Source organism: Citrobacter sp. RHBSTW-00524 (assembly GCF_013747755.1).
Classification (GTDB): domain Bacteria; phylum Pseudomonadota; class Gammaproteobacteria; order Enterobacterales; family Enterobacteriaceae; genus Citrobacter; species Citrobacter braakii.
Genome location: NZ_CP056421.1, coordinates 2011948 through 2025717, shown reverse-complemented (window position 1 = coordinate 2025717; position 13770 = coordinate 2011948). Strand labels below are relative to the sequence as shown.

The 13770-nt window shown below is 49.4% G+C and carries 13 protein-coding genes; 9 read left to right on the top strand and 4 right to left on the bottom strand.

The window, feature by feature from the left end; genetic code table 11:
- Positions 1-18: 18 nt before the first annotated feature.
- From hisG to hisIE, 8 genes are all read left to right on the top strand, one after another.
- A complete protein-coding gene (hisG, locus tag HV229_RS09605) occupies positions 19-918 on the top strand; it encodes an ATP phosphoribosyltransferase (RefSeq protein ID WP_003834191.1) in 900 nt (299 codons plus the stop codon).
- Positions 919-1045: 127 nt separating this feature from the next.
- Complete coding sequence (hisD, locus tag HV229_RS09600) at positions 1046-2350, top strand: histidinol dehydrogenase (protein ID WP_008785163.1); 1305 nt, start codon at positions 1046-1048, stop codon at positions 2348-2350.
- The gene (gene hisC, locus HV229_RS09595; protein ID WP_181547435.1) at positions 2347-3426 is read left to right on the top strand and encodes a histidinol-phosphate transaminase; all 1080 of its coding nucleotides are present in this window, start codon (positions 2347-2349) and stop codon (positions 3424-3426) included. The genes hisD and hisC overlap by 4 nt, the downstream gene beginning before the upstream one ends.
- Positions 3423-4490 (top strand): bifunctional histidinol-phosphatase/imidazoleglycerol-phosphate dehydratase HisB, encoded by a 1068-nt coding sequence (hisB, locus tag HV229_RS09590; protein ID WP_000080054.1) that lies wholly within the window; start codon positions 3423-3425, stop codon positions 4488-4490. The genes hisC and hisB overlap by 4 nt, the downstream gene beginning before the upstream one ends.
- A complete protein-coding gene (hisH, locus tag HV229_RS09585) occupies positions 4490-5080 on the top strand; it encodes an imidazole glycerol phosphate synthase subunit HisH (RefSeq protein WP_181547433.1) in 591 nt (196 codons plus the stop codon). The genes hisB and hisH overlap by 1 nt, the downstream gene beginning before the upstream one ends.
- Positions 5080-5817, top strand: a complete 738-nt coding sequence (hisA, locus tag HV229_RS09580; protein WP_103014228.1) for a 1-(5-phosphoribosyl)-5-[(5-phosphoribosylamino)methylideneamino]imidazole-4-carboxamide isomerase — start codon at positions 5080-5082, stop codon at positions 5815-5817. Before hisH ends, hisA begins: the two co-directional genes overlap by 1 nt.
- The gene (hisF, locus tag HV229_RS09575; RefSeq protein WP_000880132.1) at positions 5799-6575 is read left to right on the top strand and encodes an imidazole glycerol phosphate synthase subunit HisF; all 777 of its coding nucleotides are present in this window, start codon (positions 5799-5801) and stop codon (positions 6573-6575) included. The genes hisA and hisF overlap by 19 nt, the downstream gene beginning before the upstream one ends.
- Positions 6569-7180: a bifunctional phosphoribosyl-AMP cyclohydrolase/phosphoribosyl-ATP diphosphatase HisIE gene (gene hisIE / locus HV229_RS09570; RefSeq protein ID WP_000956425.1), complete on the top strand. Its 612-nt coding sequence runs from the start codon at positions 6569-6571 to the stop codon at positions 7178-7180. Before hisF ends, hisIE begins: the two co-directional genes overlap by 7 nt.
- Positions 7181-7235: 55 nt before the next feature.
- On the opposite strand, the gene wzzB is transcribed toward hisIE, so the two are convergent.
- Positions 7236-8219, bottom strand: a complete 984-nt coding sequence (wzzB, locus tag HV229_RS09565) for an LPS O-antigen chain length determinant protein WzzB (protein WP_181547431.1) — start codon at positions 8217-8219, stop codon at positions 7236-7238.
- A 398-nt stretch (positions 8220-8617) separates the two neighbouring features.
- On the opposite strand from wzzB, the gene HV229_RS09560 reads away from it, so the two are divergent.
- Positions 8618-9622, top strand: a complete 1005-nt coding sequence (locus HV229_RS09560) for an NAD-dependent epimerase (protein ID WP_181547430.1) — start codon at positions 8618-8620, stop codon at positions 9620-9622.
- Between the two features lie 59 nt (positions 9623-9681).
- On the opposite strand, the gene ugd is transcribed toward HV229_RS09560, so the two are convergent.
- From ugd to HV229_RS09545, 3 genes are all read right to left on the bottom strand, one after another.
- Entirely contained in the window at positions 9682-10848 is a 1167-nt protein-coding gene (gene ugd / locus HV229_RS09555) for a UDP-glucose 6-dehydrogenase (protein WP_181547428.1), read from the bottom strand.
- A gap of 206 nt (positions 10849-11054) precedes the next feature.
- Positions 11055-12461 (bottom strand): NADP-dependent phosphogluconate dehydrogenase, encoded by a 1407-nt coding sequence (gene gndA / locus HV229_RS09550; RefSeq protein ID WP_181547426.1) that lies wholly within the window; start codon positions 12459-12461, stop codon positions 11055-11057.
- 189 nt (positions 12462-12650) lie between these two features.
- A complete protein-coding gene (locus HV229_RS09545; RefSeq protein WP_181547417.1) occupies positions 12651-13766 on the bottom strand; it encodes a glycosyltransferase family 4 protein in 1116 nt (371 codons plus the stop codon).
- Between the last annotated feature and the right edge of the window lie 4 nt (positions 13767-13770).

Below are 13770 nucleotides of genomic sequence, written 5' to 3'. Positions count from 1 at the left end.
GATAACGAGGAATAAAGAATGTTAGACAACACCCGTTTACGCATAGCTATGCAGAAATCAGGCCGCTTAAGCGATGATTCACGCGAATTACTGGCCCGTTGCGGCATTAAAATTAATCTTCACACCCAACGCCTGATTGCGATGGCGGAGAACATGCCGATCGATATTCTGCGTGTGCGTGATGACGATATCCCGGGTCTGGTGATGGACGGTGTCGTTGACCTCGGCATCATCGGGGAAAACGTTCTGGAAGAGGAACTGCTCAACCGCCGGGCACAGGGTGAAGACCCTCGCTATTTTACCCTGCGCCGTCTGGACTTCGGCGGCTGCCGTCTCTCGCTGGCTACCCCGGTTGATGAAGCCTGGGATGGCCCGGCAGCGCTGAACGGTAAACGTATCGCGACCTCTTACCCACACCTGCTCAAACGTTATCTCGATCAGAAAGGAGTTTCGTTTAAATCTTGTCTGTTAAACGGCTCAGTAGAAGTTGCTCCCCGTGCGGGTCTGGCTGATGCGATTTGCGATCTGGTGTCCACCGGCGCAACGCTTGAAGCCAACGGTCTGCGCGAAGTAGAAGTGATCTATCGCTCTAAAGCCTGTCTGATTCAGCGCGACGGCGAAATGGCCGAAGCCAAGCAACAACTGATCGACAAACTGCTAACCCGTATCCAGGGGGTTATTCAGGCCCGTGAATCCAAATACATCATGATGCACGCGCCGAGCGAGCGTCTGGACGAGGTCATCGCCCTGCTGCCCGGCGCTGAGCGCCCTACCATTCTGCCTCTGGCGGGCGACCAGCAGCGTGTTGCCATGCACATGGTCAGCAGCGAAACCCTGTTCTGGGAAACAATGGAAAAACTGAAAGCGCTCGGTGCCAGCTCAATTCTGGTGTTGCCGATTGAGAAGATGATGGAGTGATCTGATGCCTGATGGCGCTTCGCTTATCAGGCCTACAAGAATTGTCACAATCATTGATATTACGGGTCTTGTAGGCCGGATAAGGCAGCGCCGCCATCCGGCAACACCCGATAATGGAGTAACGACCATGAGCTTCAATACCCTGATTGACTGGAATAGCTGTAGCCCCGAGCAGCAGCGCGAACTGCTGATGCGCCCGGCCATTTCCGCCTCTGAAAGCATTAGCCGCACAGTGGCTGAGATCCTTGAGAACGTCAAAAATAACGGCGACCGGGCGCTGCGTGAATACAGCGCAAAGTTCGATAAAACCGAGGTTGGCGCGCTGCGCGTGACCAAGGAAGAAATCCAGCAAGCCAGCAGTCGCCTGAGCGACGAACTGAAACAAGCCATGCAGGCGGCGGTGCGTAATATCGATACTTTCCACACCGCGCAGATCCTGCCGCCGGTGGATATCGAAACCCAGCCGGGTGTGCGTTGCCAGCAGGTTACCCGCCCTATCGCTTCCGTGGGCCTGTATATTCCTGGAGGTTCGGCGCCGCTGTTTTCTACCGTATTAATGCTGGCGACCCCGGCGCGCATCGCCGGCTGCAAAAAAGTGGTGCTGTGCTCACCGCCGCCGATTGCCGATGAAATCCTCTACGCCGCGCAGCTGTGCGGCGTAAAAGAGGTGTTTAATGTGGGTGGCGCGCAGGCTATTGCCGCGCTGGCGCTGGGCACCGAATCTATTCCTAAGGTCGATAAAATCTTCGGGCCGGGCAATGCGTATGTGACCGAAGCCAAACGCCAGGTCAGCCAGCGTCTTGACGGCGCGGCCATCGACATGCCTGCAGGCCCGTCAGAAGTGCTGGTTATCGCCGACAGCGGCGCGACGCCGGACTTTGTTGCCTCTGACCTGCTTTCTCAGGCAGAACACGGCCCCGACTCGCAGGTTATTCTCCTGACGCCAGACGCTACGCTTGCCGAAGGCGTTGCCAAAGCCGTTGAACGCCAGCTCGCTGAGCTTTCCCGCGCTGAGACCGCACGTCAGGCTCTCTCCGCCAGCCGCTTAATCGTGGCGAAAGATCTGGCGCAGTGCGTTGAAATATCTAACGCCTACGGTCCGGAACACCTGATTATTCAGACTCGCAACGCGCGTGAACTGGTTGATGAGATCACCAGCGCCGGTTCGGTGTTCCTCGGCGACTGGTCGCCGGAATCCGCAGGCGACTATGCTTCTGGCACCAACCACGTTCTTCCGACCTACGGCTATACCGCGACCTGCTCAAGCCTTGGGCTGGCTGATTTCCAGAAACGGATGACCGTACAGGAATTAACCCCACAAGGTTTCTCTGCCCTGGCCTCAACCATTGAAACACTGGCCGCTGCTGAACGACTGACTGCCCACAAAAATGCCGTCACCCTGCGCGTTAACGCCCTGAAGGAGCAAGCATGAGCACTGACAACTTTCTCAGCGTCACTGATTTAGCCCGTAAGAATGTTCGCGAATTAACTCCCTATCAGTCTGCCCGTCGTCTCGGCGGTAACGGCGATGTCTGGCTCAACGCGAATGAATACCCCACCGCCGTTGAGTTCCAGCTCACTCAGCAAACGCTGAACCGCTACCCGGAATGTCAGCCGAAAGCGGTGATTGAAAATTACGCGCAGTATGCTGGCGTCAAGCCGGAGCAGGTGCTGGTCAGCCGCGGCGCAGATGAAGGGATCGAACTGCTGGTGCGCGCGTTTTGCGAACCCGGTAAAGATGTGATTCTGTACTGCCCGCCGACTTATGGCATGTACAGCGTCAGCGCCGAAACGATTGGCGTTGAGTGCCGCACCGTTCCAACACTCGACGACTGGCAACTGGATTTGCAAGGCATCGCGGACAAGCTTGATGGCGTGAAGGTAGTCTACGTATGCAGCCCTAATAACCCAACCGGCCAGCTGATTAACCCGCAGGATCTGCGTTCACTGCTCGACATGACGCAGGGTAAAGCTATTGTGGTCGCTGATGAGGCCTATATTGAGTTTTGCCCGCAGGCCACGCTGGCAGGCTGGCTGTCTGAGTATCCGCATCTGGTGATATTACGCACGCTATCCAAAGCGTTTGCGCTCGCCGGTTTACGCTGCGGGTTTACGCTGGCGAATGAAGAGGTTATCAATCTGCTGTTAAAAGTGATTGCCCCTTACCCACTCTCTACGCCGGTGGCAGATATCGCCGCCCAGGCGCTGACGCCGCAAGGGATTTCCGCCATGCGTAAACGCGTAGAGCAGATCCTGGAAGAGCGTCAGTATCTGGTAGATAACCTGAAAACAATTCGCTGTGTAGAGCAGGTATTCGATTCTGAAACCAACTATGTTCTGGCGCGCTTCACCGCATCAAGTAGCGTATTTAAATCTTTGTGGGATCAGGGCATTATCTTACGAGATCAGAATAAACAACCTTCGTTAAGCGGCTGCCTGCGAATTACTGTCGGAACCCGTGAAGAGAGCCAGCGCGTCATTGACGCCTTACGTGCGGAGCAAGTATGAGCCAGAAGTATCTTTTTATTGACCGTGATGGAACCCTGATTTCCGAACCGCCAAGTGACTTTCAGGTCGATCGCTTTGACAAACTCGCCTTCGAGCCGGAAGTTGTTCCCGTTTTGCTGAAACTGCAAAAAGCAGGTTTTAAGCTGGTTATGATCACTAACCAGGATGGACTCGGAACCCAGAGTTTCCCGCAGGCTGATTTTGACGGTCCGCATAACCTGATGATGCAAATTTTCACCTCTCAGGGCGTAACGTTTGATGAGGTATTGATCTGCCCGCACTTGCCAGCGGACGAGTGTGATTGCCGTAAGCCAAAAGTGAAGCTGGTTGAACAGTATCTGGTTGAACAGGCCATGGATATGGCGAACAGCTACGTCATTGGTGATCGGGCGACCGATATTCAGCTCGCTGAAAACATGGGCATTAGCGGATTGCGTTACCATCGCGATACCCTGAACTGGGCGATGATCGGCGAGCAGTTGACCAAACGTGACCGCTACGCACACGTTGAGCGTAATACTAAAGAAACGCAGATTGACGTCAAAGTCTGGCTGGACCGCGAAGGCCGCAGCAAAATCAATACTGGCGTTGGCTTCTTTGACCACATGCTGGATCAAATCGCCACCCACGGCGGTTTTCGCATGGAGATTGCCGTCAAGGGCGATCTGTATATAGACGATCACCACACCGTTGAAGATACCGGTCTGGCGCTGGGCGAAGCCTTAAAGCTGGCGTTAGGCGATAAACGCGGCATCAACCGTTTTGGTTTTGTGCTGCCGATGGATGAGTGTCTGGCACGTTGCGCGCTGGATATCTCCGGGCGTCCGCACCTGGAATACCGCGCGGAGTTTACCTACCAGCGCGTTGGCGATTTGAGCACGGAGATGATCGAACACTTCTTCCGTTCACTCTCTTACACTATGGGCGTCACCCTACACCTGAAAACCAAAGGCAAAAATGACCACCACCGTGTGGAGAGCCTGTTTAAAGCCTTTGGCCGTACGCTGCGTCAGGCGATCCGCGTAGAAGGCGACACGCTCCCCTCCTCAAAAGGGGTGCTGTAATGGACGTGGTGATTCTGGACACCGGCTGCGCCAACCTGCACTCGGTAAAATCCGCCGTCGCACGCCACGGATACGATCCTGTTGTCAGCCGTGACCCGGACGTAGTGCTGCGCGCCGATAAACTGTTTCTGCCGGGCGTCGGCACCGCGCAGGCGGCTATGGACCAGTTGCGCGAGCGCGAACTGATCGAATTGATTAAAGCCTGTACGCAACCGGTACTGGGGATCTGTTTAGGTATGCAACTACTGGGCCGTCGCAGCGAAGAGAGTAACGGTGTCTCCCTGCTGGGCATTATTGAGCAGGACGTCCCGAAGATGACCGATTTCGGTCTGCCGCTGCCGCATATGGGCTGGAATCGCGTGTATCCGCAGGCGGGAAATCGTCTGTTCCAGGGCATTGAAGATGGCGCCTATTTCTACTTTGTACACAGCTACGCTATGCCGGTAAACCCGTGGACCATCGCCCAGTGCAATTACGGCGAACCGTTTACCGCGGCGGTACAAAAAGACAATTTCTTTGGCGTACAGTTTCACCCGGAACGTTCGGGCGCGGCTGGGGCACAGTTGCTGAAAAACTTTCTGGAGATGTAATGATTATTCCGGCATTAGATTTAATCGACGGCACGGTGGTGCGTCTTCATCAGGGCGATTACGCTAAGCAACGTGATTACGGCAACGATCCTCTCCCCCGTTTGCAGGATTATGCAGCCCAGGGTGCTGAAGTGCTGCACCTGGTTGATTTAACCGGCGCGAAAGACCCGGCACAGCGCCAGATCCCGCTGCTCAAAACGCTGGTCGCTGGCGTCAATGTTCCGGTACAAGTTGGCGGCGGCGTGCGTACGGAAGCAGACGTGGCGGCGCTTCTTGACGCAGGTGTGGCGCGCGTGGTGGTGGGTTCGACGGCGGTAAAATCCCCCGAGATAGTCAAAAGCTGGTTTGCCCGTTTTGGTGCCGACGCACTGGTGCTGGCGCTGGACGTTCGTATTGACGAGCACGGTAATAAACAAGTTGCGGTCAGTGGCTGGCAGGAAGATTCAGGGGTTTCACTGGAAGAACTGGTTGAGACCTATTTACCCGTCGGCCTGAAGCACGTGCTGTGCACCGATATCTCCCGCGACGGTACGCTGGCAGGCTCAAACGTCGCGCTGTATGAAGAAGTGTGCGCCAAATATCCGCAGGTGGCATTTCAGTCATCTGGCGGCATTGGCGGAATCGAGGACGTAGCGGCCCTGCGCGGGACCGGTGTTCGTGGTGTGATCGTCGGACGCGCCCTGCTGGAAGGAAAGTTCACCGTTGAGGAGGCCATCCAATGCTGGCAAAACGCATAATTCCTTGTCTGGACGTCCGTGACGGGCAGGTGGTAAAAGGCGTCCAGTTCCGTAATCACGAGATTATTGGTGACATCGTCCCGCTGGCAAAACGCTATGCCGATGAAGGCGCAGATGAACTGGTATTCTACGATATCACTGCTTCCAGCGATGGACGCGTAGTGGATAAAAGCTGGGTATCGCGCGTGGCGGAAGTGATCGATATTCCGTTCTGCGTAGCCGGCGGCATTAAATCCATCGACGATGCGGCGCGCATTCTCTCCTTCGGTGCGGATAAAATCTCCATCAACTCCCCGGCGCTGGCCGAACCGGAACTTATCACCCGTCTGGCGGATCGCTTTGGCGTGCAGTGCATCGTGGTGGGCATTGATACCTGGTATGACGCGGACACCGGCAAATATCACGTTAATCAGTATACCGGGGATGAAAGCCGTACCCGCGTCACGCAATGGGAAACACTGGACTGGGTGCAGGAAGTCCAAAAACGCGGCGCGGGTGAAATCGTCCTGAACATGATGAATCAGGACGGCGTACGTAACGGTTATGACCTGGAGCAACTGAAAAAAGTGCGTGACGTTTGCCACGTACCGCTGATTGCCTCCGGCGGTGCGGGCACCATGGAACACTTCCTGGAAGCTTTCCGGGATGCCGACGTTGACGGCGCGCTTGCCGCCTCCGTCTTCCACAAGCAAATTATCAATATTGGCGAATTAAAAGCGTACCTGGCAACACAGGGCGTGGAGATCAGGATATGTTAACGAAGCAACAATGCCGCGAGCTGGACTGGGAAAAAACCGACGGACTGATGCCAGTCATCGTGCAGCATGCGGTTTCCGGTGAAGTATTGATGCTGGGTTATATGAACCCGGAGGCGTTGGATAAAACGCTCGAAAGCGGCAAAGTGACCTTTTTCTCGCGGACCAAACAGCGCCTGTGGACCAAAGGAGAAACCTCCGGTCACTTCCTGAATGTGGTGAGCATTGCGCCTGACTGCGACAACGACACTCTGCTGGTGCTGGTTAACCCGATTGGCCCGACCTGCCATAAAGGCACCTCAAGCTGCTTTGGTGACGCCAGCCACCAGTGGCTGTTCCTGTATCAGCTTGAGCAACTGCTGGCCGAACGTAAAACCGCTGATCCAGCCAGTTCCTACACCGCGAAACTGTATGCCAGCGGCACCAAACGCATCGCACAGAAAGTGGGGGAAGAAGGCGTAGAAACCGCGCTGGCCGCGACGGTGAACGACCGTTTTGAGCTGACAAATGAAGCCTCTGATCTCATGTATCACCTTCTGGTTCTGCTGCAGGACCAGGACCTCGACCTGACAACGGTGATTGAGAATTTACGTAAGCGTCATCAGTAAGTTGCAGACGTAAAAAAACCGGGCAGAGCCCGGTTTTTTGTTATCAGCTTTAGACTTACTCAGCTTTGGCTTTGTAACCACGCAGAGCATTTCGCCCCAGCACCACACCGGCACCAATCATCCCACCGAGCAGAACCGCCAGCACGAGGGTAATCGCTTTTTTCGGGCTGTCACGACGAATCGGTAACGTTGGTTTCATCACATAGCGGTAGGCGTGTAACTCAGCACCTTCAAGCTTAAGATTTTCAATATCCAAAAGCTTTTGCTTGGTCTGGAAGTAGTTATCAGACAATATCAAAGGACGTGTAGATTCGTGCTCAATCATGGACTTCAGGGCATCACTACCCAACAGGAACATACTGTCCTGCGTCACATCCTGCGTCTGCTGAATTTGCGGCTTAGTCACCCCGGCCTGCTCTGCATAACGCAGCGCTTCCTGAATTTGCTTAATTCGCAGATCTTTTTGCTCCTGCGCGACCACTTCCTGTGTTTTCAGAGAGTCTTTCAACGTGGTGGTTTGCAACTTGATATTATCAACCAGGTCAAGCTCCAGCTCTTTAGCGACCTTTTCATCTGTTTGTTGAATGTATTCAGCCAGCTGACGCTGAGCGTCTTCTGGTGAGCCACCCACATAAGAAACCGCCAACGGCAGCGGTTGACCTTTAACAGACTGCTCAATCGTCAGTTTTTCTGGTTTTTCCTGATTATCTAGCATTTCAGCCAATGCGGAAAAAGAGGTGCTGAATCGCCCGATCACATTTGCCTGAAGTTCAGTGGCCTTAGGCGCACTGGCACCATACAACACATTGAGGGCGTTGTTATATGTGGCTATCTGACCAACATCCGGTTGGGTGATGATGGCTGTTGAGGTCCATTTCTCCTTGGCAACTGCCAAATAGCCCACAGCAAGCACTATGGCAATAACAATCGCGATAACGATTGTTACTTTCCCACGCCACAACTGTACCAGTAAATCAATCAGATCAATCTGTTCCGGATCGTGACTGCGCCCGGACATGTTGTTATCACTTACAGACATAGAAACCCTGGATAAGGAAAGACTTAAACTGGGATTAGTTTAGCTATAAATTGAGGCAATGCCATAGGATTAATGATAAAAAAATCAAATTGTTTCTGGGATTTTGATTGGTATTTCAAACACTACTGAATAGCGATACGATTAAACAAAAGTGTCAATACTCAAAGAGCATCTTCATGCGCAATAAACCATCAACAAACAGGTTTCATGCCCGCTAATCGTTATACTTTACAACTCATTTTATTGAATTCATATCGTGATTATTTTCAGTTTGACCAGTAAAATTGGTAAGCGTAAAAAAGATAACGATTAGCTTTTTCGCCATCTGGCGGTATCATTTCGCTTTCAGTAGCATCTGATGGTGCTTGGCTATCCTTTAGCCGAACAGAGGAATTAGAATGAACTATTTAGTTACTGGTGCCGCTGGCTTCATCGGCTTCCACGTTAGCAAACGCCTCCTTGAGGCTGGCCATCAAGTTGTCGGTATTGATAATCTGAACGATTACTACGACGTCAGCCTTAAACAAGCTCGTCTGGAATTACTGGCACAGCCTGGTTTCCAGTTTCATAAAATTGATTTAGCCGACCGCGAGGGTATGAGTGAACTCTTCGCATCCGGGCATTTTGAACGTGTGATTCATCTCGCCGCACAGGCTGGCGTACGTTATTCACTCGAAAACCCGCATGCCTATGCAGACTCAAATCTCACAGGCTTTCTGAACATACTGGAAGGGTGTCGCCATAATAAAATCCAGCATTTACTCTACGCATCCTCCAGTTCAGTTTACGGCCTGAATCGCAAAATGCCTTTCTCAACGGATGATTCCGTTGATCACCCCGTGTCGCTGTATGCAGCAACCAAAAAAGCCAATGAACTGATGGCCCATACGTATTCCCATTTGTACGGATTACCCACAACTGGCCTGCGTTTCTTCACCGTGTATGGTCCATGGGGTCGCCCGGATATGGCGCTGTTCAAGTTCACCAAAGCGATGCTGGAAGGGAAGAGTATTGACGTCTATAACTACGGCAAAATGAAGCGCGACTTTACCTATATAGATGATATCGCAGAAGCAATCATTCGCCTGCAGGATGTCATTCCACACGCAGACACGCAATGGACCGTTGAAACAGGTACGCCAGCAGCCAGCATTGCGCCCTATCGCGTCTATAATATCGGCAATAGTTCACCGGTTGAGCTGATGGACTATATCCAGGCTCTGGAAGATACTCTGGCTATTGAAGCGAAGAAAAATATGCTACCACTACAGCCTGGTGATGTTCTGGAAACCAGCGCAGACACTAAAGCACTGTATGATGTTATTGGTTTTAAACCTGAAACCACGGTTAAAGATGGGGTGAAGAACTTTGTTGACTGGTACCGTGATTTCTACAAAGTTTAATTACTGACCTGATTAAAATAAAAAAGGCCTTATATGAGGCCTTTTTTATGGAGACGAGATTAATCACTACCAAACAAATCGCGGGTATACACTTTATCGGCAACATCAGCTAATTCTGACGTCATGCGGTTAGAAATAATAATATCTGCTTCATTTTTGAACGCATTAAGATCACGCACTACTCGAGAGTGGAAAAACTCATCTTCCTCCATGACGGGTTCATAAATAATAACGGGCACACCCTTGGCTTTAATACGCTTCATGATGCCCTGAATCGATGATGCCCGGAAATTATCAGAACCACTTTTCATGATTAAACGGTACACGCCAACTACTTTAGGCTTTCGTGCCAAGATTGAATCTGCAATAAAATCTTTACGCGTACGGTTAGCATCTACAATTGCGGAGATGAGATTATTAGGCACTGACTGATAGTTCGCCAGCAACTGCTTGGTATCTTTTGGCAAACAATATCCGCCGTAGCCGAATGAAGGATTATTATAATGGTTGCCAATACGTGGATCCAAGCAAACACCCTCAATAATTTGTCGAGCATTTAGACCTAAGCTTTCAGCGTAGCTGTCCAACTCGTTAAAATATGCTACACGCATAGCTAGATAAGTATTAGCAAAAAGTTTTATCGCTTCGGCTTCAGTAGAGTCTGTAAATAATATTGGAATATTTTGTTTTATTGCACCTTCCTGCAATAACGCTGCAAATCGTTTGGCTCGTTCAGAACACTCACCAATCACAATACGTGATGGATGAAGGTTGTCATAAAGCGCTTTTCCTTCTCGCAAGAACTCCGGCGAGAAAATGATATTATCTGTGCCCAAACGTTCTTTAATTGACTGGGTAAAACCAACCGGGATGGTTGATTTAATAATCATTACTGCCTGTGGATTCACTTCCAACACATCACGGATGACTGATTCCACGCTGGAGGTATTAAAATAGTTGGTTTTAGGATCGTAATCAGTCGGAGTAGCGATAATGACATAATCGGCATGTTTGTAAGCAGCTTGCTTGTCGGTTGTTGCCCGAAAATTAAGATCTTTCGTTGACAGATACTCTTCTATTTCTTTGTCAGCAATGGGTGATTGCTTCCTGTTAAGCATATCCACTTTAGACTGCACAATGTCCAGCGCGACCACTTCGTGATTTTGGGCAATCAAAATGCCATTTGAGAGTCCCACATAACCTGTTCCTGAAATAGTTATTTTCATTAGCTCTGACTTCTTTTGGTTAAGCATTAAAGAGTGAAAAAATCACCATCGTTAGACCCAACGTTACCGTATTGGATCAGTGTGAACACATTATATCGCGATTTAGTGCAGCTATGCCTACCAGACTTGACCGAATGCATTTTTTTGCCCATAAAAAAGCCCGGAGGAACGCTCCGGGCTTGCACTTTCGCTTGGATTAAATCAGATTAATCCAGCCATTCCGTATGGAACACGCCTTCTTTATCTGTGCGCTTATACGTATGTGCACCGAAGTAGTCACGCTGGGCCTGGATTAAGTTAGCCGGCAACACTTCAGCACGATAGCTATCGTAGTACGCCACAGCGGCAGAGAATGTCGGTACAGGAATACCGTTATGCACAGCGTAAGCCACTACATCACGCAGCGCTTGCTGATATTCGTCAGCGATATTTTTGAAGTACGGGGCCAGCAGCAGGTTCGCGATGCCTTTGTTTTCAGCATACGCGTCAGTAATTTTCTGCAGGAACTGCGCACGAATGATGCAGCCCGCGCGGAAGATCTTCGCGATTTCACCGTAGTTCAGATCCCAGTTGTACTCGTCAGACGCGGCACGCAGCTGAGAGAAGCCCTGTGCGTAGGAGACGATCTTGCCCAGGTACAGCGCGCGGCGTACTTTCTCAACGAACTCGGCTTTATCGCCAGCCAGTTGAGCCTGCGGGCCGGACAGTACTTTAGATGCAGCTACGCGCTGGTCTTTCAGAGAAGAGATATAGCGCGCGAATACAGACTCGGTGATCAGCGACAGCGGTTCGCCCAGATCCAGAGAACTCTGGCTGGTCCATTTACCTGTACCTTTGTTCGCCGCTTCGTCCAGGATCACATCAACAAGGTATTTACCGTCTTCATCTTTTTTAGTGAAGATGTCTTTAGTGATGTCGATCAGGTAACTGCTCAGCTCGCCTTCATTCCACTCGGTGAAGGTGGTAGCCAGCTCTTCGTTAGACAGATTCAGGCCGCCTTTCAACAGGGAATAGGCTTCAGCAATCAGCTGCATGTCGCCGTATTCAATACCGTTATGCACCATCTTCACATAGTGACCTGCACCATCAGCGCCGATGTAGGTTACGCATGGTTCACCATCTTCGGCAACAGCGGCAATCTTGGTCAGGATAGGCGCAACCAGCTCATACGCTTCTTTCTGGCCACCAGGCATGATAGATGGGCCTTTCAGGGCGCCCTCTTCACCGCCGGACACGCCGGTGCCGATGAAGTTAAAACCTTCCGCGGACAGCTCACGGTTACGACGGATAGTGTCCTGGAAGAAGGTGTTACCACCATCAATAATGATGTCGCCTTTATCAAGGTACGGCTTCAGGGAATCGATAGCAGCATCAGTTCCCGCCCCTGCTTTCACCATTAACAGGATACGACGTGGGGTTTCAAGAGACTCGACGAACTCTTTCACCGTGTAATAAGGAACCAGTTTCTTATCCGGGTTCTCGGCAACAACTTCTTCAGTTTTCTCGCGGGAGCGGTTGAAGATGGAGACGGTATAACCACGGCTTTCGATGTTGAGCGCCAGGTTGCGCCCCATCACTGCCATACCGACGACGCCGATCTGTTGCTTGGACATTACATACTCCTGTCAGTGATTACCACTGAATGATAATAAAACACCATTCGTATACACTCTAATATCTATCTACGTAATTCTTAAAGTTATACAACATATTTCATCACAAATCACTATTTTATTTTTGTGGTTTTTAAATCAACAAAATATATTTTTAATCTAGCACTTTTTGATATTTACTACCGCTACTTACCTTTTAAGAATGTCTTCGAATTTATCACCATAAACTTCATTACTGAAAAAATCGTTAATAAAAGAATTTCTTTTTTTCCTCTCATCCTGAGATAAGCCAAAAGAAAACAACTCATTAAAATTTATTTTATTTAAATCATCACTCATATTAAGCACAAGTCCAAAAGAAGGGTCTTTTATTATATCTGAAACACCATCAACAGGTCTACAAATGACATAAAGCCCTGCTTGAAGTGCTTCTATAATTGAACGAGGCAGTCCTTCCCGACGTGATGCAAAAAGAAAAACGTCATAATGCTCAATCATTGGAATAACTTCTGAAACATAGCCGTAAAAATGAACACTCTCATTTATTTCATTATCACTTTTTATTTTTAGTTTTAAAGATTCATAATATGAATAATCTGCAGGTTCATAGCCACCATATATATGAAGATTACATTTCGCATTAATACTAGAGCTTATATATTTGAAGAGTTCTATTACCTCTATTTGATTTTTCCGTTCGTTGATGGAACCAACCGTGACAAAGTTTATTGTTTTTACACTTTCAAAATTTGCCTCCAAACTTAATTGGTACTTTTGAAAACCCGTCATCAAAGTATATTTTTTTGTTTTACTCGAAATCCTCAAATTTTTTTTCACATCACTGGAGATAAAAATAACGGATTTACAAAAGAAAGACAAAAACCATATTAGAAGTGCATTATTTTCACGAATTCTAATATACCATATGTTTTTGTGCCTCGTAAAAATAAGTATAGGCAATAAAAACACAAAGGTTCGAGTATCATTAATACATATAGCATCATTTTTTATGAGCAAAGGTAATTTAAAAATCACTTTACACCAAAAAAAAATCAGTAAAGCTATATAAACAATCTTATCCAAAATAGAATTTAACTCAGTTACAGATCTTAAAATAGTTTTATATGCTTCAAAAGATATAAAGTCAAATTTCAAACGCCGCGCTTCATTTAATAAGTCCCCATCCCTCATACTAGAAATTGTAACATGATGCCCTCTATCACGCATTAAGCTACAAAGATTAATCATGCTCTTTTGAGCGCCATATAATGAATTAAAATAGCTATCAATAAATGTAATTTTCATTAGT